Origin of the sequence: Sorangium sp. So ce834 (assembly GCF_051521425.1) — a bacterium.
GTDB classification, from domain to species: domain Bacteria; phylum Myxococcota_A; class Polyangia; order Polyangiales; family Polyangiaceae; genus Sorangium; species Sorangium cellulosum_D.
Genome location: NZ_CP150351.1, coordinates 3,594,716 through 3,616,709 on the forward strand (window position 1 = coordinate 3,594,716; position 21,994 = coordinate 3,616,709).

Annotated in this window: 16 protein-coding genes; 6 read left to right on the forward strand and 10 right to left on the reverse strand. The window is 73.8% G+C overall.

From position 1 onward, the window contains the following. The first annotated feature begins 12 nt into the window (after positions 1–12). A complete protein-coding gene (locus tag WMF20_RS13185; RefSeq protein ID WP_437613698.1) occupies positions 13–660 on the forward strand; it encodes a hypothetical protein in 648 nt (215 codons plus the stop codon). Here the strand turns inward: WMF20_RS13185 and WMF20_RS13190 are convergent, their stop codons facing one another. From WMF20_RS13190 to WMF20_RS13205, 4 genes are all read right to left on the reverse strand, one after another. Beyond that, positions 661–2,226: a 4-hydroxyphenylacetate 3-hydroxylase N-terminal domain-containing protein gene (locus WMF20_RS13190; RefSeq protein ID WP_129574684.1), complete on the reverse strand. Its 1,566-nt coding sequence runs from the start codon at positions 2,224–2,226 to the stop codon at positions 661–663. It lies immediately after the preceding gene. Between the two features lie 335 nt (positions 2,227–2,561). Next, on the reverse strand, positions 2,562–5,036 hold the full coding sequence (locus WMF20_RS13195; protein WP_437617116.1) for a SpoIIE family protein phosphatase: 2,475 nt from the start codon (positions 5,034–5,036) through the stop codon (positions 2,562–2,564). Positions 5,037–5,053: 17 nt separating this feature from the next. Further along, the gene (locus WMF20_RS13200) at positions 5,054–5,431 is read right to left on the reverse strand and encodes a hypothetical protein (protein WP_129574685.1); all 378 of its coding nucleotides are present in this window, start codon (positions 5,429–5,431) and stop codon (positions 5,054–5,056) included. Further along, on the reverse strand, positions 5,412–5,936 hold the full coding sequence (locus WMF20_RS13205) for a hypothetical protein (RefSeq protein WP_129574686.1): 525 nt from the start codon (positions 5,934–5,936) through the stop codon (positions 5,412–5,414). The genes WMF20_RS13200 and WMF20_RS13205 overlap by 20 nt, the downstream gene beginning before the upstream one ends. Positions 5,937–6,320: 384 nt before the next feature. Here WMF20_RS13205 and WMF20_RS13210 point away from each other — a divergent pair, with 384 nt between their 5' ends. After that, positions 6,321–9,434: a PQQ-dependent sugar dehydrogenase gene (locus WMF20_RS13210; protein ID WP_437613701.1), complete on the forward strand. Its 3,114-nt coding sequence runs from the start codon at positions 6,321–6,323 to the stop codon at positions 9,432–9,434. A gap of 9 nt (positions 9,435–9,443) precedes the next feature. Here WMF20_RS13210 and WMF20_RS13215 read toward each other — a convergent pair whose 3' ends face one another. Then, positions 9,444–13,484, reverse strand: coding sequence for a serine/threonine-protein kinase (locus WMF20_RS13215; RefSeq protein ID WP_437613703.1), 4,041 nt, complete (start codon positions 13,482–13,484; stop codon positions 9,444–9,446). 398 nt (positions 13,485–13,882) lie between these two features. On the opposite strand from WMF20_RS13215, the gene WMF20_RS13220 reads away from it, so the two are divergent. Next, entirely contained in the window at positions 13,883–14,302 is a 420-nt protein-coding gene (locus WMF20_RS13220; protein ID WP_437613705.1) for a hypothetical protein, read from the forward strand. Between the two features lie 82 nt (positions 14,303–14,384). On the opposite strand, the gene WMF20_RS13225 is transcribed toward WMF20_RS13220, so the two are convergent. Continuing rightward, positions 14,385–14,921, reverse strand: coding sequence for an N-acetyltransferase family protein (locus WMF20_RS13225; protein ID WP_437613707.1), 537 nt, complete (start codon positions 14,919–14,921; stop codon positions 14,385–14,387). A 210-nt stretch (positions 14,922–15,131) separates the two neighbouring features. Here WMF20_RS13225 and WMF20_RS13230 point away from each other — a divergent pair, with 210 nt between their 5' ends. Beyond that, positions 15,132–15,569 (forward strand): CBS domain-containing protein, encoded by a 438-nt coding sequence (locus WMF20_RS13230; RefSeq protein WP_437613709.1) that lies wholly within the window; start codon positions 15,132–15,134, stop codon positions 15,567–15,569. 119 nt (positions 15,570–15,688) lie between these two features. On the opposite strand, the gene WMF20_RS13235 is transcribed toward WMF20_RS13230, so the two are convergent. From WMF20_RS13235 to WMF20_RS13245, 3 genes are all read right to left on the reverse strand, one after another. Beyond that, entirely contained in the window at positions 15,689–16,060 is a 372-nt protein-coding gene (locus WMF20_RS13235; RefSeq protein WP_437613711.1) for a hypothetical protein, read from the reverse strand. A 77-nt stretch (positions 16,061–16,137) separates the two neighbouring features. Next, positions 16,138–16,743, reverse strand: a complete 606-nt coding sequence (locus tag WMF20_RS13240; RefSeq protein WP_437613713.1) for a hypothetical protein — start codon at positions 16,741–16,743, stop codon at positions 16,138–16,140. Beyond that, positions 16,740–18,857, reverse strand: coding sequence for a hypothetical protein (locus WMF20_RS13245; RefSeq protein ID WP_437613715.1), 2,118 nt, complete (start codon positions 18,855–18,857; stop codon positions 16,740–16,742). Before WMF20_RS13245 ends, WMF20_RS13240 begins: the two co-directional genes overlap by 4 nt. Positions 18,858–19,053: 196 nt before the next feature. Here WMF20_RS13245 and WMF20_RS13250 point away from each other — a divergent pair, with 196 nt between their 5' ends. Together WMF20_RS13250 and WMF20_RS13255 are read left to right on the forward strand one after the other, a co-directional pair. Continuing rightward, positions 19,054–20,064, forward strand: coding sequence for a hypothetical protein (locus tag WMF20_RS13250; RefSeq protein ID WP_437613717.1), 1,011 nt, complete (start codon positions 19,054–19,056; stop codon positions 20,062–20,064). Between the two features lie 69 nt (positions 20,065–20,133). Beyond that, positions 20,134–20,622, forward strand: coding sequence for a GNAT family N-acetyltransferase (locus WMF20_RS13255; RefSeq protein ID WP_129574695.1), 489 nt, complete (start codon positions 20,134–20,136; stop codon positions 20,620–20,622). Positions 20,623–20,694: 72 nt separating this feature from the next. Here the strand turns inward: WMF20_RS13255 and WMF20_RS13260 are convergent, their stop codons facing one another. Next, positions 20,695–21,879: a vWA domain-containing protein gene (locus WMF20_RS13260; RefSeq protein WP_437613719.1), complete on the reverse strand. Its 1,185-nt coding sequence runs from the start codon at positions 21,877–21,879 to the stop codon at positions 20,695–20,697. Positions 21,880–21,994 lie beyond the last annotated feature (115 nt).

Genomic DNA, 21,994 nt, shown 5'->3' on the forward strand with positions numbered 1-21,994 from the left:
CGCTCCGCTCCGATGCCAGGCCACCCGCTCAACCCCGAGGCAGGCTCGACCCCGGTCCCCGACGACCCGCGCGAGGTCGCCGCGGCGCTGCGCGCGGGCGAGCTCTCCCTCGGCGATTCGCCGTACTACGGGTTTCGCTACGGCGAGCGGGGGCGGCGCTTCACCGGGAGCGACAGCGCGTTCCTCGTCACGCTCGCGACCCACACGCGCCCGGTCGTGGAGCGCCAGATCCGCTGGCTCGCGGGCCTGCTCTCCAACCGCGGCATGCCGAGCGTGCTCCTGGAGCGGCACCTCCGGGTCCTCCACCGCACGCTCTGCCGCGCGATCCCCCGGCGCGCCGCGTCCTACGAGCGCCTCCTGGAGGCGGCCGAGCTGCTGCGCGAGGTCCGGCGCGCGCACCTGCCCGACGAGGTCTGCCGCGCGATCTCCCGGTCGTTCGCGCGCGAGGCGGGGCTGCCGCCGACGCGGCTCGCCCTCGGCACCGGGTGGCTGCTCGCCGGGGCGGTCGCGGACGAGCGCTCCGGCGCCCGGAGCGCGGTCGCCAGCGTGGCGTCGTGGTTCACCGACCCCGAGCTCTTCCCGCCGGCGTTCGTCGCCGCGGTGCACCGCGCCCTCTCGGAGGCGCGGGCGGCCGCGCGGCCGGGCCCCGCGCCCCGGTGATCACCGCGGCGCTCCGGCGCGGCCGCCGAAGAGGCTGATGTCCTTCGCGTCGATCAGGTCCGGCGCGGTCCACCCCTTCTCGTCGTAGTCGGCCATGCACCGGGCCACGAGCTCCTTGCACCGCTCCGCGGCGCCGGCGGCGGCGGCGGTGTGCAGCAGCTCCACCAGGCAGTTCTCCTCGTTGCCGCCGTAGCTCCGCTCGTAGAGCTCGTGCCGCCCGCCGAACTCGGTGCCCACGGCGTCCCACGTCAGCTTCATCAGCTTGGCGCGCTCCAGCGCGGAGCTGCCGTCCGAGCCGCGGGCGATCCGGTCGAGGTGCCGGCGGAGCTCGGGGACCTCGAAGTCGATCGCGTGCGACGGCACGTACACGAGGGAGCTGGCCAGGACCTTCTCGAGGATCCCCTTGATCCGCGGGTAGATCGAGGGAGCGAGGGCCCGGTAGGTCATCGCGTACTCCGCGTTGGGCAGCACCGTGCCGTCCTTCCACGGCGTCGGGGCGTGGACCATGGCGTCGGCCAGGCCCGAGAAGACGTTGCGCCAGGCCATGACCTCGCCCACCTCCGCCTGGACGCCGCGAAAGTCCTTGTTGCCCATGACCTCGACGCCCCGGAGCAGGAGCCCGGCGATGAACTCCAGCTTCACCGAGAGGCGGACGCATCCATGGAAGAAGGCGCGCGGGGCGAAGCCCGAGCGCGGCAGGAACTGCTGCGCCCGCTCGATGTCGCGGTAGATGAGGACGTCCTCCCAGGGCACGAGGACGTCCTCGAGCACCAGGATCGCGTCGTTCTCGTCGAAGCGGCTGGAGAGCGGGTAATCGAACGGGCTCCCCATGACGCCGGCCGTCATCGCGTACGAGGGCCGACAGAGCAGCTTCACCCCGCGGGCGCCCGTCGGCACGATGAAGGCCAGGGCGAGCGCCTCGTCCTGGATGGGCAGCGTCGCGTACTGGCTGATGAACGTGTAGTTGGTGAGGGCGGAGCCCGTCGCCACCACCTTGGCGCCGCTCACGACGATCCCGCGATCGGTCTCCTTCTGGACGTGGACGAAGACGTCGCGCGACTCGTGGGGGGGCAGCCCGCGGTTGATGGGCGGGTTCACGATGGCATGGTTGAAGAAGAGGACCTGCTCCTGGGCTTCCCGGTACCAGCGCCGCGCGTTCGCCTCGTAGGGAGCATAGAACTCGGCGTTGGAGTCGAGCGTGGCGAGGAAGCTCGACTTGTAGTCTGGGCTACGTCCGAGCCATCCATAGGACATGCGTGCCCACGTGGCGATGGCGTCCCGCGCTCCCCGCAGATCTTCCACGCTCCTCGGCGAGCGGAAGAACTTGTGCGTACACCCGCCTGAACCGGTGTCCGTCGGCGCCGTCAGGACCGGCTGTGTGTCCGGGTCGTGCAAGGCGTCATAGAGCCGGGCCAGCATGCGCGCGACGTTGCGAAACGCCGGGTGCGCGGTGACGTCGCGGACGCGCTCACCGTAGACCCAGACCTCGCGCTCGTCGCGCAGGCTCGCCAGGAACTCCTCCCCGGTCATCGGCATCCGGGGCTTCGCGAAGGAAGCGCGGCTCATGAGGGTACCTCGTTCGATGGTTGGGCCGCCCCGTCGCCGTCTCGCCGCGCCGAGCGCGGTCCACCGCGGCGGCCCGGCGCCCGGCACCGGCGCGGGCTGCTCAAGGGAATACGGCGAATTCCACCACATCCGGCGGCGGCCGTCGACTCGAAGAGGACCGCAAGGGACGCAAGGGATGCAAGGGGAAGAGAAGAATACAATTCTATCTCATTGCGTCCCTTGCGCCCTTGCGGTCTCTCCGCTCGCGCGTGCCGTGCTCTTCCAGCGTGCTCCTCGGCGGAGCCGGCGGGTGCCGGAACCTGTTGATTTAGCTGGCTTTCTGCCTGTTCGGTGCCCTAGGCGGCGCCCGGGGGCGCGCGGTGCCGCGCCACGAGGAGCGTGATGTCGTCGTCCGGGCTCGCGCACCAGCTCTCGACGTCCCTCAGGAGGCGGTCGCGGATGACGTCGACGGGCGCGTCCTGGGAGGCCTCGACGGCGGCGCAGAGCCGCTCCAGGCCGAACTGCTCCTGCTGCGCGTTCCGCGCCTCCGTCACCCCGTCGCTGTAGAGCACGAGGAGGTCGCCGTCCTCGAGGAGGAGCTCGGCGTCCCGGGTCATCGCGTCGATCGACGGCAGGACGCCGATCCACACGCCGGAGCTCGCGACGCACTCGCAGCGCCGCGTGCCCGCGCGGCACACGACGATGTCGTCGTGCGCGCCGGCGAACGTCACCCGCCCGCCGCGCTCGTAGCGGAGCAGGAGCAGGGTCGCGTGCTCGTCGCGCTTCAAGCGATCCCGGATGTTCTCGTGGATCGCCCGGTTGAGCGCGGAGATGAGCTCGCCCGGGCTGGCGGTCGGGTCCTTGCGCGCCATGCACGCGACCATGCTCTGGATCATCAGCATGATGAGGCCCGCCGCGAGCCCGTGCCCCGCGACGTCGCCGATGCCGAGCCACCCGCCCTCCGGCGTCGCGATCACGTCGTAGTAGTCGCCGCCGACCTCGGCGGCCGGCCTCATCGCCGCGCAGAGCTCAAGCCCCTCGACGTGCAGCCGCGGCGGGACGAGCGTGGTCTGGATGCGCTCCGCGACGACGCTCTCCTGGCGGACCCGCTCCTGCTCCAGCCGCTCGCGGATCTCCACCTGCCGGACGATCTCGCGGTGCATCATGACCGCCTTCATCGCCGAGCCGATCTGGAGGCGCACGGCGTCGTAGACGATCTCGTTCGCGCCGCTGTTGACGAGCGCGATGCCGAAGTGCTCCGCCTCGCCGAACGTGATCGGCATCGCGATGACGCTCCATCGCTCGGCGGAGCTCAGGAACCCGGGCGGCGCGAGGCTCGAGGACGCGAAGCTCGCGGGCGGCGGCTCCACCTCGCGGCTGCTCTCCATCAGGAAGAGCGACCGCAAGGTGGCGCGCTGCGGGTCGTCGTAGAGCGAGACGGCGACGTGCCTGAGGTCGAGCCTGGGCAGCTCCGCGGCGAGCGTGCGGCGGAGCGTGGGCATGCTCAGGCTGGTCGAGAAGCTCATGCCGGTCCAGCTCAGGTCGATCGAGGCTCGCTCCAGGCGCAGCCGCTTTTCGCCCTCGGCGCGCACGGAGGCGTGGCCGATCAGGACGCGCGCGGTGTGCCAGAGCCGCTCGAGGTCCTCCTCGGCGACGCCGGCGGGCGCCCGGCGGACCCGCGCGCGGAGCAGCGTGATCGCGCCCTGGAACTGATCGAGCGCGACGCCCTCGCGCCCCGCTGCGTCGAGGAGGTCCTGGAGCGCCCGCAGGAAGCGGCCCTCCTGCCCGGCGAGCTCCTCCTCGAGCGCCGAGAGCAGCTCGCGGGGCCAGTCCCTGAGCGACGGGGCCGAGGCGGTCACCGCCCGCTCGAGCGCGCGCGTGAGGTCCTCCCGCTGCTCGGCGATGGAGCGCGGCGCGCGGCGCGAGGGCGCCTCGGCGGACGCGCGCGGGAGGGCGGCGTAGTAGCCGCAGCCGCACGACTCGCGCCGCGTGAGCTCGACCGGGAGGAGGCTGCACTCCGGCACCCGCTCGCCGGCGAGCTGGCGCAGGACCGTCTCGACCGCGAGCGCCCCGAGCTCCTTGATCGGCTGGCGGATGGTCGTCAGGGACGGCCGCGCGACGCGCGACACGGCGACGTCGTCGAACCCGCACACGAGGACGTCGCCGGGGACGCCGATGCCGTGCGCCTTCAGCGTGTCCATCGCGCCGAGGGCCATGTTGTCGTTGCCGGCGATGACCGCGTCGAAGCGGACCCCGCGCGCGAGGAGCTCGCGCATCGCGCGGCGACCGCCGTCGATCAGGAAATCGCCGACCACGAGGAGGCGCTCGTCGTAGGGGAGCGCGCGCGCCTCGAGGGCCCTCCGGTACGCCCGGGCGCGCAGCACCGCCTCCGCGTTGCCGGGCGGCCCGCTGATGTACGCGACGCGCTGGCGCGCGTGGTCGTCGACCACGTGCGCGACCGCCACCTCTCCCCCGAGCGCGTTGTCGACGACGACGCTCGGGATGCCCTCCAGCGCGACCCCGACACTGCAGACGGGCAGGGGCGCGTACGATCGGCAGAACTCGTGCATACCGTCGGCGCCGAGGGGGTTCGTGAGCGCCGACGACATGATCACCGCTCCGTCGACGGTCGCCGCGCCGACGAACGAGTAGATGCTGCCCCGGGCGTCCAGGAGGGAGTAGCCCCGGCGGGCGCGCGTCTCCTCGAAGGCGATGACGAGGTTGACGTCGTGCGCCTCGGCGGCGCGCTCGACCCCGAAGCGCGCCTCCGACTGGTACTCGCCGCAGAGATAGTCGGTCAGGAGGGCGATCGTGGGCCGCTTCGCCGGCATCCGGTGTCGCTCCCGGCTCACTTCTCGTCGATGGACACGAGGCTCGGGGACATGCGCTGGAGGGCCGCCAGGCTGCGCCGCTGCCACCCGAGCCTCGCGTCCGTGAGGAACTTGATCTCGCACCCGAGCCCCTGGGCGGAGATGCCGCAGATGAACGCGATGAACGCCTTCAGGCAGCTCGAGTTCAGGAAGTACAAGGCGCGTATGTCGAACTCGACGGTGGTCAGCGAGAGGCGCTTCACCTCGTGGTGGACCTCGCTGCAATAGCTGGCGAGCGGCCCGGCCGCCGCCATGTCGCCCGTCCCCATGAGCTTGATGCTGAGCCGATCGCCGGCGAGCGTCGGCTCGATGCCGAAGCTCTCGGTGACGACGGGCTCAACCCTTAAGCTGCTCATGGGGCCTCCACCGCTCGAGCGGCGCGTGCGCGATGATCGTGAGCTCGTTGCCCTCGATCTTGTAGTCGACGTCGAGCCCCCCCTCGGCGCGGACGCGCGCGAGGCCCAGGCCGGAGACGCCCTCGACCATCGCTGTCTCCGTGATGAGCTCGTCGTAGTGCTTCAGCGGGTCGCTGGCGGTCTTCAGATCGAGCAGGCGCTTCTCGACCTCCCGCAGGCGCTCCGGGGAAGCCTCGTTGCGCGCGCGGATCTTCATGATGTGCGATCGTTCGTCCTCCTCCAGCGCGAGCTCGAGGCTGACGCGAGGGCCGGTGGAATATTTGGTGATGTTCTCGGCGAGCTCGTGCGCGGCCATGTAGAACCGCGAGCTCACGTTCGCGTCGTCCAGCACCGCGCCGCAGAAGCTGGACACCAGCCGCAGCACCGCCGTCGCCAGGCGCTCGCTCGGAAAGAAGGTGATGCAGAGGAATAGCGAAGCGCTCTGCGTTGGTTCGGAGGATGACACAATCTGTAATTCTACGCGGCCCTCGCGCGGAATCCAACCGCGTCCGCGGGGGGTGATGTGCCTCGCAGGCCGGCGAGCACCGCGCCCCACGGGGTGCGATGCGGTGCGCTGCGCTGAGCCTGGCCGAGCCGAGCCGAGCCGAGCCGAGTGGCACGCTCGTTGATGCGATCTCGGCGCCCACCGATGGTGAGGTGTGTCCGTGGATCCGGTCGGGCCACCGAGCGCCTCGCGCACAACCGCCGTCACCTGCGGGAGAGATCCCGTCGGGCAACCCCACAAGGAGGTTCTTGCTGTATGAAACGACCCCTCGCGCCCGGGCTGCCCGGGCGATCCGACTGCCGATCTCGCCGCGGGGCGGCGCGATCGCGCGTTTGCTCTCTCGTGATGCGCGGCGCCCTCGCCGGCGCCGCCGCCGCGACCGTCAATTGTAGCACCGGGCCCGGCGCGGAGCGCGACATCGCGCATGGAACCGGCGGCGTCGACGACGTGGGGGAGGGCGATCTCGGCGATTCGCCCGCGCTCGGGGCGGCGCGCGCGGCGCTCTCGAGCGAAGCCAGGGTGTGCGTGTCGATCCAGCGTGGGAGGCCGGACCAGCATGGAAGGCCGGGCACGGTGAGAGATGCGACACTGTGGCAAAATGCTCCGGCGTGGAGCGACTCCGCCTCTCCGAACCTCTCGACGGGATCCGCCGGGAGCGCCGGCCGCCGCCGGTCCGTCGTGCAGTTCGACCTCTCTCCCGTGCCCACGGGCGCGACGGTCGTCTCTGCCTCGATGATCGTTCATCAGACGTACAAGGTCGATAGCAGCGCGATCAGCGTACATCGCGTCATGATCCCGTGGGAGGAGCGCACCGTCGCGTGGCGGAGCCTCGGCGACGGCGGCTTCGCGCTGGAGAGCGCGGCGACGATCGCGGCCGAGGCGGGCGTGGGCGCCCGCGCGGCGGACGTGTCGTCGCTCGTCCAGGCGTGGGTGCTCGGGACCGCGCCGAACCACGGCGTGCTCCTCGACGAGGCGCCGGGGCGCTCCACCAACCTGAGGAGCAGCGAGATCGACCGCGCGGAGGAGCGCCCCCGGCTCGACGTCTGTTACGTGACCTGCGCGGACGGCGTGATGAACGGCCTCGAGGCGGGCATCGACTGCGGCGGGCCGCGCTGCGCGCCCTGCACGGGCGCGACGACGGGCGCCGCGAGCACCGCCGCGTCGAGCGTCGCGACGTCGAGCTCGACCGGCGCATCGAGCTCGGCGGGCGACCCCTGCGCGGACCCGGCCGCGCTCCCGCCGGATCCGGTGCCGCCCGATCGGCTCTCCGAGACGGGGCTCTACGCCGACATCGCGACCCGGTCGCGCGCCGCGAACACGCTCGAGTTCCGCCCTGCGTACGAGCTCTGGTCGGACGGGGCGGCCAAGCGGCGCTTCGTGTACCTGCCGCGCTGCTCGACGATCGACACGAGCGACATGGATCACTGGTCGCTGCCGGTGGGGACGCGGTTCTGGAAGGAGTTCCGCGCCGAGGGCGTGGCCGTGGAGACGCGGCTCATCCACCGGTTCGGGCCGGGGATCGACGACTGGGTGTTCGCCGCCTATGCGTGGGATCCGTCGGGGAGCGACGCGTTCCTGGTCGAGGACGGCGTCGAGGACGCGCGCGGGACCAAGCACGATATCCCGCGGACCGCGGACTGCTGGGAGTGCCACGGCAAGCTCCCGGAGCGCGTCCTCGGCTTCAGCGCGCTGCAGCTGAGCCATGCGGGGCCGGGCGAGACGATCCGGTCGCTGGGCAACGCCGGGTGGCTCACCGTCCCGATGCCGGGAGGGTTCCGCCCGCCGGGCGACGCCACCGCGGCCGCGGCGCTCGGCTATCTCCACGCGAACTGCGGCAATTGCCACAACGACACCGGCGTCGCGACCCTGCGGACTCGCCTGCTCGCGGCGGACACCACGGTGGAGAGCACCGACACGTACACGACGGGCGTGGGCGTGAGGCCCAGCTTCTGGGAGACCGGCGTGGTCCACCGGATCACGGCGGGAGACCCCGAGTCGAGCGCGGTGGTGCGCCGGATGGCGCACCGCGGCTCCAGGGCGCAGATGCCGCCGATCGGGTCGGAGGTCGCCGACGCGGCGGGGCTCGCGGCGGTCCGCGCCTGGATCGAGGACGTGCGGCCGCCGGCAGCGACGGCGAGCGGCGGCAGCAGCGCGAGCGGCAGCAGCGCGAGCGGCAGCAGCGCGAGCGGCAGCAGCGCGAGCGGCAGCAGCGCGGCCAGCGGCAGCGCGAGCGCCGGCGGCGCGACCTCCGGCGCGGGCGGCGGGAGCGCCGGCACCGGCGCGGGCGGGAGCACCGGCGCGAGCAGCGGCAGCGGCGGCTCCGGCGCCGCGTGCGCCGGGGTGCCGCGGCTGAAGCTCACGCAGGTCGCGTCGGGCCTGGAAGCGCCGCTCTTCCTCACGAGCCCGCCGGGCGACACCTCGAGGATGTTCGTCCTCGAAAAGGATGGTGTCGTCCGCCTCATCAAGAACGGTGTCCTCCTGGCCGCGCCGTTCCTCGACATCCGGGGCGGGACCTCGTGCCCGCCGTCGCGCCCGGCGAGCGCACATCCGCTCGTGTGCACGCCCAGCCCGACCGCCGAAGGCGGGCTGCTCGGGATGGCGTTCCACCCGAGCTACGCGACGAACGGCAGGTTCTGGCTCTTCTACACCGCGGCTCCCAGGGGCAACGTCACGATCGCCGAGCTCCGCCGCTCCCCCACGAACCCCGATGTCGCCGACACCTCGGCCGGGAGCGTGCCTGTCCGGACGCTCCTCGACGCGAAGCACGGCGGCTGGAACCACGCGGGCGGCACGCTCGCGTTCGGGCCCGACGGCCATCTCTACGCGTCGGTCGGCGATTCGGCCGTGACGCCGTACTCGACCTCTCCGGCCAAGGACCTCTCGTCGCCCCTCGGCAAGATCCTGCGGATCGACGTGAATACCGGGCTCGGGCCGTCCGGCAACCTCACCGGCGCAGGCGTGAACCCGCTCGTGTGGGATTACGGCCTGCGCAATCCGTGGCGCTTCAGCTTCGACCGGCGCACGGGAGACCTCTACATCGCCGACGTGGGACAGAACGCCTGGGAGGAGCTCAACATCGAGCCCGCCCGCACCGGGCGGCGCAACTACGGCTGGCCGACGATGGAGGGCGACCACTGCGTCTCTTCCGGGTGCTCGCGCGTCGGCGTGGCGCCCGCCGTGGAGCACAGCCACTCGAGCGGGGAGGGCGGCTCGATCACGGGCGGCTACGTCTACCGCGGCTCGGCGATCCCGTGCCTCCAGGGGAGGTACGTTTACGGCGACTACGGGACGCACCGCTTCTGGACGCTGCGGTGGGACGGCAGCGCCGTGCGGGATCACGTGGAGATCACGGGCGACCTCGCGTCGAGCCTGCCGGCGGCCTCGTTCGGCGAGGACGCCGCCGGCGAGCTGTACGTGGTGATGATCACCGGGGAGGTGTTCCGCATCGATCCGAGGTGAGCCCGCGAGCTACCCCGCGAGCTGCCCGTACCCCGCGCGGAGCTTCGCGAAGCGCGGGCGCCAGGCCCGGCTCTCGGCGAGCAGCGGCGCGATGCGCGCGAGCAGCAGCGCCACGTCCTCGGGCCGGCCGGCGTCGAGCAGGGCCCGCGCGCGCCAGTAGAGCAGCTCGACCCGCTGGTCGGCGCTCAGACCGCCGCCGAGCTCGCCCGAGGGCTCGCCCTCCTCGCGGAACGCCGCCCGCGTGCGCGCGCTCTCCATGCTGTTCCTCGGATCCTTCACGGCGAGCTGCATCACGCCGAGGAGCGCCTGGGCGTAGGGCGGCAGGTCCGCGACCGCGCCCTGCGCCCGGAGCCACCGGAGCTGCCGGCTCGCGTCCGCGTGCTCGTCGCGCATCGCGTGGATCCGCGCGAGCAGGAGCGCGCTGCTGTAGACCGGCCGGTCCTTGAACTGCTCGTCCAGCGAGCGCACCTGCCGCACGAGGGGCAGCGCCTCATCCTCGCGCCCCCAGAGGTAGAGCTGCTCCGCGAGCTTGATCGTCGCCTCGCGCTCCGCCCAGGCGTTGGCCTCCTCACGGGCGAGCTGGACCGCGCGCTTGAGGTCGGCGATCCCGCGATCCGGCGCGTCGAGCGCCGGCCAGAGCTCCGCGCGCCGGACGAGCGCCGCGCCGAGGTGGACCCGGTCGCCCCGCTCCTCGCAGGCGCGCACGGCCTCGTCGAAGCGCTGCTCCGCCTCGTCGAGGTGGCCGCACCGCACGAGCACGCACGCGAGGAGCGTCAGCCCGATGACGTGCGTGTCGTGATCGGCCTCGCGCACCCGCTCCACGCCGGGCGTCAGCCGCTCCAGGGCGTCCTCCAGGTTGCCCTTGCGGAACGACGAGCGGCCGGCCGCGACCTCGAAGCGCGCGGCGAGCCCGGCGTCGGCGTGATCCTCGCGGACGTCGAGCAGCGGGATCACCTCCTCGACCCGCGCCGCCGACTCCTCCCAGGCGCCGGCCCAGTCGAGCGCCGTCGCCTCCTCGAGCAGCGCCTCCGCGATCATCCGCGGGTCCTTCATGGTGCGGGCGAGCGCGCCCGCCGAGCGCAGATCGTCGAGCGCCTCGCCGGTGCGCAGGACGCGGTAGCGCACGCGCGCGCGGCCGAGGAGCGCGAGGTACCGCTGGCGCTGATCGTCGCCGTCGGCCCAGAGGAGCGCGGACGAGTAGTGGCCCTCCGCCACGGCGTTGTTGTGCCGGTCGCGGTGCATGTCGCCGAGGAGCAGGTACGCGTGCGCCGCGCGGGCGCGCGCGCCGGCGGCCGCGGCGTGCCGCGCGATCGGCTCGAGCAGGTCCGGCGCCCTCGGCTGGGCCTCGGCCAGGCGCTCCCAGACGGCGAGCGCGTGCCGGTGCATCCCCGCGCGCTGCTCCTCGGTGAGCAGCGCGTAGATGGCCTCCTGCAAGAGCGCGCTCCGGAAGGCGTAGCGGGCGCCCCCGCACGGGGTGCCCTCGCGCGCGGCGTCGTGCGCGCCGCGGGGGACGAGGATCCCCCGCGCGGCGAGCGCGCGCAGGCCGCTCGGGACGTCGACGCCGTCGCCGCGAGCGCCCTCGCCCTCGAGCTCGCGCGCCCGCTGCACGCCCGCGGCCACGTCCTCCGAGAGCTCGAAGCCGAGCACGGCGCAGAGCCTCGCGCACGCGCCGAGCTCCGGCGGGAGCGCCTCGAGCTGCCGCGCCGCGAACCACTGCCACGCGGGCGACGGCGGGAGCTTGTCGAGCTCCGCGGTCGCGAGCTGGTAGCTGCTCGACCGCGCCCGCAGCCGCACGAGGCCCGCGCGCTTGATCGCCCGGGTGAGCTCCACGAGGCAGCGGGGGTTGTAGCCGGCCCACGCGCAGAGGCGGCGGAGGGCGGCGCTGGGCGGGTGCTCCGCGGGCCGGAGGAGCTCGGCGCAGAGGAGGAGCCCGGCGGCGTCGTCGAGCGGCGAGAGCGCGACCCGGTCGCGCGCGTGGTCGCGGGCGCTCAGCGCGTGGCGCCGCGCCGCGAGCTCCGGCGCGCCGGTGAGGAGCACCCAGAGCGGGAGATCCGCCTCGCGCCGCGTCGCGAGGTCGAGCGCGTCGAGCGCGGCGCCGTCGGCGAGGTGCGCGTCGTCGACGATCACGACGACGGGGCGCTCGGCCGCCCGGCGGCGCAGCCCCTCGGCGATCGCGCGGAGCACGCTGCCGCGGCGCGCCGGCGGCGGCAGGTCGGGCGCGCCGTCGAGCCAGCCCAGGGAGGCGGCCACGGCGGGCCACACGTCGCCGCCGAGCGGCTCGCCGAGCCGCTCGACGCAGAGCGCGCGCGGGTCGCGGGGCGCGGCGAGCGCGCCGCCCTCCGCGCCGAGCACCGCGGCGAGCAGGGCGGCCGCGGCCTGGCCGGGCCGGCCCCCGGCGGCGCGCCCGGGATGGTCCGGCTCGGCGCGCAGCGCGATCACCAGTGCGCCGGGGTGCGCGCGCCGGCTGCTCTCGGCGATCTCCTCGGCGAGCCGCGACTTGCCGAGGCCGCGCTCGCCGACGAGGGCGCAGAGGCCGGGCCCGAGGCCCGCGAGCGCGCGCTCGCGGCTCCCCTCGAGGGCGCTCAGGGGGTCGCCGCGGCCGACGAGCGGCGGCGGCGCGGCGCGCGCGGCGTCGCGATCGCCCGCGGACAGGGGCGCCTCCTGCGCGAAGAAGTAGCGGCCGTCCTCGCTCGCCGCGGCGACGTCGAAGCCGGGGTGCGCGGTGACGAGCTCGGCGCTGAGCGCGATCCCGCGCCACGGATCCGCGGGGAGCCACGCCTCGGGCCGCTCCACGGCGAGCCCGGTGGCGGCCAGGCCCCCGTCGGCCTCGCGCCGGAGCTTCAGCGGCGCGACGTGGATCGCGAGCGGCGCGCCGACCGACGCGACGATCTCCCGCCCCGCGAGCAGCGCGCGCTCGGCCGCGGCCTCCTTCGGCCCCGGGAAGATCGCGACGAAGCGGTAGCCGCGCTGCCGCGCGAGGTGCCCCTCGTGCCGGGCCACGGCGGCGCGGACCTCGGCCTCGGCGCCGCGGGCCTCCAGGGCGAGCACCACGGTGTCGTGCCGGTCCGCGGAGATCGCGGCGTCGTCCCCCGCGACCTCCGCGGCGCCGGCGGCGCCCGCCGACGCGAGCGCGGCCCGCAGGCCGGCGGCGTCGCGGGGGCGGAGCGCCCGCTCCTTGGCGAGGCAGGCGAGGACGAGCGCCTCGATGGCCGGGGGGACAGGGGCGGCGGCCGCGGTGAGCTCGCTCGGCCGCGGGGGCCGCCGGCCGAGGTGCCCCTGCGCGACGTCCTCGCGATCGCCGGCGAACGGCGGGCGGAGCGTGAGCAGCTCGAAGAGGAGCGCGCCGAACGCGTAGAGGTCCGCGCGCCCGTCGATCGGCTCGGCCCTGAGCCGCTCCGGCGACGCGTACTCGGGCGTCCCGAGCATGGCGCCCAGCGTGGTGAGCGCGCTGTCCGCCGGGTGGCAGACGACGCCGCGATCGCGCTGCGCGAGGCCGAAGTCGAGGAGCCGCGCGCCGCCGCCGGGCTCGAGGAAGACGTTCTCGGGCGCGAGGTCCAGGTGGACCAGGCCGCGCTCGTGCACGACCTGGAGGCAGCTCAGCACGGCGAGCGCGACGTCGAGGGCGGAGCGCAGGTCGAGCGCGGCGGGCAGGCCCTCGAGGCGGGCGGCCAGCGTCTCGCCCTCGAGCCGCTCCATGGCGATGTACGCGCGGCCGTCCTCGAGCACGCCGTTCTGGAGCAGGCGCGGCGAGGCCGGGGGGCCGAGCTGCTCGAGCGCCCACGCCTCGCTGCGGAAGCGCTCGCGCGCGAGGAGCGAGTGGGCCCTGCTGACCTTGAGCACGGCGGGGGCGCCGTCCTCCAGCCGGGTCGCGTCCCAGATGATCGAGAACGCGCCCGCGGCGAGCGGCTGGCCGATGACGAAGCCCGCGAGCGACGGCGGCGTCTCGGGGCCGAGCTCGACGGGCGGGGCGCGGAGCGGCGCCAGGGCGCCGTCCGCTGGGCAGGGGGCGAGGGCTGCAAGTCGGCGATGGCAGGATGGGCAGCGCGGCAAGAAGACCTCGAATGACCTCGGATGGGGCGGCGCGAACCGTGGCCGATATTACCGGGTCTCCGCTCATCACAAGTGGGAAAAGCCGCGTTGCCTGCGCAGCTTTACGCCCCTGGTAAAAGCGCACGTCGCGGGTCGCAGCGACAGCGTGGGCGTCGTGTCGACACAGGGGGACAGGTGCGGCGACGGTCGCAGTGCGCGAAATGCGCGGCGGTCCTCGCGATCTCCCGCGGAGCGGCGGTGGATCCGGCAGGGGGCGAGTCTCCGGCGAGCACCCACCTGAGGAGAGGCGGAGTCGCTCGCGCTCGAGGAACGGCCGAGTCCGGTCGCCGGGGTGGCGTGACCGGCCACACGGGGCCGGGAGCTGTGGTGTATGCTGCCCCGAGCGGTCGGAGGGTTGGATGATCCATCGGCAGACAGGCGAGATCGAGCTCGCGTCCGGGCTCCGCATCGGCCCCTCGTACTCGGAAGCGCAGTTTTTGTCGTCGCCGCTCGCGCGGACGGCCAACGCCCTGAGCCAGGCGCAGCCGTGGAGCGGTTACCGGACGGCGCGCCAGCGCATCGGCTTCCGCACCTTCCGGATCACGCTGCACTTCTGCAGCGGCAAGCTCGCGTCGGTCGAGCTCTTCGAGGTGGGCGCGGAGTCGAAGGCCTTCTGGAACGACTGGTCCGAGAAGGAGGAGGCCGAGCGCAAGGCGAGCCACGACGCGTGGCTTGAATCGATGCTAGGCGCGCCGCCGTACGAGTATCCGTGGGGCAAGGTCACCTCCGAGCACGACCCGCGGGGCGGCTACAGCAGCATCGTCGTGCGCTTCGCCTAGCGCTCGGGACCGGGCTGCGCGCCGGACGGGGCCGGGGCGCTCCGGCGGGCGCGGGCGCCGCGGCGTTCGCGGGTAGGCGGCGTCACAGCGCGCGCCGGTAGCGGACCTCCGGCAGGCTGCCCGCGCCGACGCGCGCGCTCCGTCGCGCGCCGTCGCGGGTGAAGCCGGAGAGCTCGTAGAAGCGGCGCGCGCGGGTGTTCCCCTCGAGGACCCAGATCGTCATGGTCCGGTGGCGGCGCCGCGCGAGGTCGGCCTGCGCGGTGTCGAGCAGCGCGGCGCCGAGGCCGCGGCCCCACGCGGCGGGCAGGAGGTAGATCGTGTAGAGCTCGCCCACCGCGCGGGGATCGTCGTCGTCGTCGCGCGTCGGTCCGGCGCTCGCGAAGCCGAGCGCGTCGTCGTCGACGCAGAGCACCCAGGCCCGCGTGCCGGTCGCGGCGCCGTGGAACAGGATCCGCTGCCAGCTCGCCTCGCGCGCCGGCACGGAGAGGGCGTTGAGGTCGGCCGCCGGAACGAGGCCGAGGTAAGCCGCCCTCCAGGAGTCGACCTCGACGCGCGCGATGGTCGCTGCGTCTGCGGGCTGCGCCCGGCGGATGACCGCCCTCGTGATCCGCTCCGACATGGTGCCTCGCGTCCCAGTATGCCTCTCGCCGCGGCGCGCGGCGCCGCCGCCGTGTGGCTCGGAGCGCTCGCCGGGCCGGGCGCTCCGTCAAGCGGTGCCCGACGCCGCATTCATCCCGCTGCTCCATCCCCTGCCGGCGCCGGTCTCCTAAGGTCCGGGTGTGCGCGGTGACGCAACCGAGCGCTGCAAACGGAGCCGAAGGAGGAAACCATGCTGTGCAAGGAGATCATGAAGAGGGAGATCCAGTGCGTCATGACCGGGGACACGATCCAGACGGCCGCGCGCAAGATGCGCGACGCGAACGTCGGCTTCCTGCCTGTCTGCGACGACGACGGGAAGGTGCTCGGCACGCTCACGGACCGCGATCTCGCCATCCGGGTGCTGGCGGATAGCCGCCCGCTGAGCACGAAGGCGGGCGACGTCATGACCCGCGCGGTGGTCGCGTGCCGGCCCGATGACGAGGTGCAGCGCGCCGAGCAGCTGATGGGGCAGCACCACAAGTCGCGCGTCCTGTGCACCGACGCGGACGGCCGGCTGGTCGGCATCATCAGCCTGTCGGACATCGCGCAGCGCGAGGACGACAAGAACACGGCGCAGACCGTCCGCCGGGTGACCGAGCGGGAGGCGGCGCACGGCGCAGGGGCGTAGCCGCGGCGCCGCGGTCGTGGTCCGCGAGCTCGATGAGGGGCATGCGCTGAACCCGAGCCCCCGTGCCGCCCGGCGTTGAAAGCCTCCGCCGGCGCCCGGTGAGCTGGACGCCGCGCGCGTCACCCCGGGCCGCGCAGCGCTTCGACCAGGGCCTCGACCAGCGCGCGCACCGGCAGCGAGGGCGCCCGCTCGCCGAGCAGCTCGAGCACGTCCTCGTCGTCCTCGCCGCACGAGAGCTGCACGGCCGCGACCACGGCGCCATCGCGCTCGACCGCCAGGTCGAAGATCCCCTCCTCGTCGCTCACCGGCGCGCCGAGCAGCGCCGACAGCCGGCGGCCGAGGAGCTCGGCCAGCGGCTCGTCGCCGTCGAGGCCTGCCTCGTCGGGCTCGATCCTGGCCTGGACCGGGCGCGCCGGCCCCCCGCTCACCTCGGCCCCCTGGCGATCGAGCCGGAAACGCAACCCACGCGCCTCGAAGAACCCCGTCGTCACGCGCCCGATCAAGGCACGCCGCGCGCGCCCGGGCAAGCCTGTCCGAGCGCGAGCGCCCTCCGCGGCCCGCGTCGGGCTCACAGCACGCTGACGAGCGGCCCGGCGTCGCCGTCGAGCCATTGCTCGGAGATCACGAAGCTGGTCGAGATCCCGAGCTCGCCGCGATACGCCCACATGCCCGTGAGGATCTCGATCACCCTCCGGTCGCCGCGGCGGACCGGGAAGACCACGGAGACGCCGCTCGCGAGCTCCTCGCCGTTTTTCTGGTCCAGCCGGAACCACTCCTCGCCGGCGCTGGCTCCGAGCGTCCTCACGGCGGCCAGCGAGTGCGCGGTGCAGTCGATGCGCAGCCACTCGCGCCGCATCCGCGCCTTGCACGCGGCGCCGCTCTTGTCCCTCGCGAGCTGCACCGGCTCGGCGCCGTCCCACTCCGCCATCGCGGGCCGCGGCGTCCGCTCGGGCGCGGGCGGCGCCTTTTCCAGCGCGCGCACCGCGGGCGCCGCCGCGCCCTCTCCGCCGCCCGCCGCGCCGTCTCCCCCATCCGGGAGGGCTGCGCCCGTCTCCGCCCGAGGTCCTGCCGCGGCGCCGTCCGGCGTGGCGGGCGGGGCGATCTGCGGCTCCGCGGCTTGCGCCGGCGCGAGCGCGCCGAGCAGGGCTGTCCCGATCCAAAGGAGCTTCTTCATAACGTCCTCAAGAAGGCGACGAGCGCCGCCCTGTCCTTCTTCGACATGTGGCTGGTGCGGCCCATGCGATCCTCGTTGTTCTCGACGAGCTCTTCGAGCGTCCTCGCGGAGCCGTCGTGGTAATAGGGCGCCGTCCCGGCGACGAAGCGCAGCGATGGCGTCTTGAACGCCTGGTCCTTCTTCTCCCTGTAAAACCCTGGCTGGGCGACGAAGCGCGGCATCGGGTAGCCCATCCGGTCGGTGTACTCGGTCTCGGGCACATGGCAGCGGGAGCACTGCGCCGCCTCGCTCGTGAAGAGCGCGAATCCGTGCTTCTCCTGCGGCGTGAGCGGCCGATCCTCCCGCGGCGGGGGCGCGAGGCCCTCGCGGAGGAAGCTGGCGAGGTAGGTCGCGCGCAGCCCGAGCGCGCCGTCCTTGGCGCCGCCCATCCCCCATCGATGCAGGCCGAAGCCCTCCAGGATGCGCGCGGCCAGGCTCTCGCTCTGGGCGTTCCAGCCATAAGGGCCCACGGCCGAGACGCGCCCTGCGAGCATGGGTGTCTGTCGCGCCACGCCGCCCGCGAGCCCTTCCATCGGCCGGTTGTCGGCGGATCCGAAGAAATTGGCGAAGTCGCCGCCGCTGACCTCGTGCCACACGTGGCCGTCGTCGCGCCCGTCGGGGTGGCACCCGGCGCACCCGAGCCCGCCGCTCGTGTGCCAGTCGGTCGCGTTGTAGAAGAGCCTCCGGCCGACGGCGGCCTGCTCGAGGAGCGGAGGCTCCGCCAGCCGGATGAACGGCACGGGCCCCGGCTCGTAGGGAGCGCCCGCCCTGTGCTCGTCGAGGCGGACGATGGCGAGCGTGTCGGTCGAGCGGCAGTAAACCCACGCCATGGATTCGTCCCCGGAGAGGGCCACGCCGCTCGGCGCGCCGCACAGGGTCGCGACGCCGACATCGCGCGAGAGGGCGTCGAGGGACCCTGGCGCCGCGGCGACGGTCGCCGGCGAGCTGCTGAGCCGGTAGGTGGCGAGGGGCCGGAGCGCCGGATCGATCGAGAGCGCGTCGAGCTCCACCAGGGCGTCGGTGCCCTCGCTGGCGACGAGCAGCGTGCGGGTGCTCTCGCGGACCACGAGGGCGCGCGGCTGGACGAACGGGGCGAGGTCGGTCTTCGGCGCTTCGAGCTCCGGGTCGCCGGCGATGTCGAGCTCGAAGTCCCGCGCGACCCGGCTCGGGGCGCCCTCACGGCGGCGGGGCGCGAGGGGCTCGTCGTTGCCTGTCTGCAGGGCGTCGACGGTGGCGGCGCCGAACCACGAGAGCTCGCCGATCGCGCCGAGCGCGTGGCGCGCGACGAACAGGCGGCGGCCGTCCGGGGAGAGCGCGGCCGCGTATCCGAGGGAAGCGGCGCGCGGCTCGTCCGGCGGGGCGCGGTACGGAGACGGCGGGAGCGCGATCGACCGCGCCTTGGGAGGAGAGCGCAGCTCGATCCGGGTGAGGGCCGCGGACGTGAGGTGCGTGACGTACGCGGCCGCGCCGTCCTCGCGGACCACGACGCCGCGGGGCTCGCGGGGGACGTCGATCGACCACGATTTCGAGGCGGACGCGAGATCCACGGCGGAGACCTTGGCGGTCCAGGCGCTGGTGACGATGGCGGTGCGCTCGTCCGGCGTGATGGCCAGCCCCCAGGCGTCGGCCGGCAGCGACACGCGCGCGATTTCCAGGAGGCCTGCGGTCGGATCCGGCCGCATGACGAGCAGCAGCCCGGGGTCTCGGATCGTGACGAGCACGCGGTCGTCGAGCGCGAGGACCTGCGCGGGGTGCCCTGGCATGGCGATCGCGACGGGCGGTGTGCTCACGTCCACGGGCAGCGGGATGCGGCGGACGACGCGGTGGTCCTCGTCGGCCAGGTAGAGCGCGTCGCCCCGCGGCGCGCGCACGAGGGCGCCGCCGGCGCGCAGGACCGCGCGGAGCTTCGGGGACGGCGGCGTCGTGGACGGCGCTCGGGGTGGAGACGGCGGCGGCGTCGCGGTCTCCTCGGCTCCGGCATTCCGCTCGTCCGGCGCGGGTTGCCTGGAGGGGGGTGAGCAGGCCGCGGCGAGGAGGGCGGCGGCCAGAACGAGAGTCGGTGTTCGCGGGTTCATCGGGCGCCCGCAACAACGACACCGCGCGGTGGCGGTATTCCAGGAGTTGCCGGGTCTGGGGCGCTCCTCGCGGCGCCATTCGACAGGCCGCCACCCGCCATGGCGCCGCCACCCCGCCGGCATCGCGCCTGACCCTGGAAGCCCCTGGTTTCAGCCGTCTGAGCCCCTGGTACGGCCTCTGCCATGGGAGCCGCGGATGGGAGACGCCGACATCGCCTTGCGCCACCTCGCCCGACGGCACCCCGAGGACCTGGTGCGCGCCCTGGTCCCCGAGGGCCCCATCGAGGTCCTCGGGTGGCTCGACAGCCAGGTCACGAACCTCGAGCGCCGCCTCGACAAGGCCCTTCGCCTTCGGGTCGGCGGCGAGCCGCGGGTGTTGCATGTCGAGTTCTGCTTCGCGCTCCGGGGCGACGTTCCGGACCGCATCTTCGAGTACCTCGGCTTCCTCTTCGCCGCGCTCCGCCTCGAAGCCCCCGGTGAGCCGGTGCCGCCGATCGAGAGCGTCGCCGTGGTCCTCTCGGGGCGCAGGCGGCGCCTGCCGAACGCCGGGAAGCGCCGCATCGCCTGGCCGGGGCGGCCGTTCAGCGGCGCGCGCTTCCGGATCGACGCCGTCTACCAGCGCACGGTCTCCGAGCTGCGGGCGCGCGGCAGCGTGCTCTGGCTGGTGTTCGCCCCGCTTGCACGTAATGCGACCGCGGCGGCGCTGCGGGAGGTCGTCGCGGAGATCCACGCGAGCGCGAGGACCGCGGAGGAGCGGGCCGAGCTGTACACGGCGCTCCTGGTGATGGCGACGATCGATCCCTGGCGGCATAATCTGCTGAAGGAGCTCATCATGATGGTCGAGGACGAGGAAGAGGGGCTGCTCCGTCGCACGCCGATCATCGGGGAGATGATCATCGAGGCCGAGCGACGAGGAGAGGAGCGCGGGGAGCGACGAGGAGAGGAGCGCGGGGAGCGACGAGGAGAGGAGCGCGGGGAGCGACGAGGAGAGGAGCGCGGGGAGGAGCGCGGCGAGGAGAAGGCGATCGCCGCGCTGCTCGGCCGCCTCTTCGCGCGGCGGATCGGGCGACGACCGACGGCCGAGGAAGAGCGCTCGATCGTGGAGCGAGCCCGCGCGATCGGTCCGGGCGAGGTCGAGGACGCCTTGCTCGATCTCGAGGCCGAGGCGCTGGTTCGCTGGCTCGCGGAGCCGATCCGCCCGTCGTGAGCTCCGTGGTACCCTGCCGCGCGACGAGCGCTGCGCCGAGCCAGCGCCTCGCTTCTGCCGGAAGACGCCATGCCTGACGCCACGCCGCCCGTTACTTTGCGCGAGATCACCCGCGATAACCTCGGCGCCATCCTCGAGCTCTCCGTGGCCGAGAGCCAGAAGGGCTTCGTCGCGACCAACGCGGTCTCGCTCGCCCAGGCGCATTTCGCGCCGGAGGCCTGGTACCGCGCCATCTACTATGGCGACGAGCCCGCGGGCTTCGTCATGCTGGAGGACCAGTCGATGGTCTCCCCGCCGCCGGAGCGGCCCGAGGTAGGCGTGTGGCGCTTCATGATCGACCAGCGCTTCCAGCGGCGCGGCATTGGCCGGGCGGCGATGCTGCAGGTGATCGAGCACGTGCGGCGCCTGGGGCGCTTCTCGTCGCTTCTGCTGTCCTACGTGCCGGGCCCCGGCAGCCCCGAGGGGTTCTACCGCAGCCTGGGCTTCCGACCCAACGGCCGCATGGACGGGCCGGAGGTGGTCATGGAGCTGCCGCTCGCCGGCGCATCGTCGCCGTAGGGCGCCGCCGCGCCGCGGCCGGCGGCGCGGCGGCGGCGTGATGATGCGTGCGAGCGGCGAGCGGCCTCGGGCTCAGTACGCGAGCACCTCGCTGCCGGACGAGAGCTCGCACGCGCCGTCCTCGGGATCGCCGCCCGTGCGGAGGATCTCGGACGGCTCCGGCTCGCGGTAGACGCCGGAGAGCTCGATGTCGACCATGCGCAGGATCGCGCGATCGAGCTTGGTCACGTAGTAGCAGGGGATCGTCGGCTCCTTGTGGGCACCGCCGACCCCGGAGTCGTCGGTCAGGAAGAGGTATCGGCCGCCCGTCAATTGCGCGGCTGAGCGCATGGTGATCTCGGTGAGCTCATCCACGCCGCTCGACGCGACGGGATAGACATGCACGCCGAGGTCCTTGAGGGCTCGTATCCCCTCTGCCATGGCGCCCGCGTTGCTGTCGTGGTGCGGCGCGTCCGCGACCCAGAAGGCGAGGCGCGCGGTGTCGTTGCCGGTGCGCCAGGCGAGGTCGGCCGCCTTGGAGAGCGCCATGTCGGGCGCCTCGGGGAAATCGCCGCCGCCGCCGGCCGTCTGCTCGGCGAGCTTCTGCTGGAACTCGTCGGGATCGGCGCGGAAGTCGAACCACCGGACGATGTAGTCGTCCTCGGTGTCTTTGTAAACGACGAGCGACCAGCGCTGCGCGGCGTTCGGGTACTTGGCGAAGATGGATTCCGAGAGGGCGATGAACTCCGTCTGGAGATACGTGATCTCGTCGCCCATGCTGCCGGTCGTGTCGATGATGAGCGAGACGTCGAGCGTGTCCTTCGGTCCCGGAGGCGCCGCGAAGAGGCTGTGGGCGGCCTGGTGGTCGGCCTCGGTGAAGGGCAAGAAGCCCGGGAGCTGCTGCGCGTAGAGCGTGCTCCGGTACGAGAGGAAGAAGTCGAAGTTGCGGTTGTCGTCCCAGACGCCCGCGGTGAGCGTGCCAGGCTCGACGTTGCCGCCGCCGGTGCCACCGCCACCGGCACCACCGCCGCCGCCGGTGCCGGTGCCGACGCCGGTGCCGCCGCCGGCGCCGACGCCGACGCCTTCGCCGCTGGAGAAGTCGCCCCCATCCGACACACCGCCCGCAGCGGCCGAGCCGGAGGCGCCGCCGACGTCAGCGCCGGCGCCGCTGCCCGGGATCTCGCCGTCGCTGCCGTCGTCCAAGCTCACGCCGCCCGAGCACGCCGCCAGAGCCAGAAGGCTTCCCACCATGAAAGCGAAGCGGAAACGGTTGCGCATGGAGTCTCCTTGGCCGCCGGGACCTCACGTGCCCATGTCGGACGCGGCCGGGCGCGCCACGATGCATGCACCGTACCGAGCTAGAATCGTGCGATTTCCGGCACTTACACGGCTG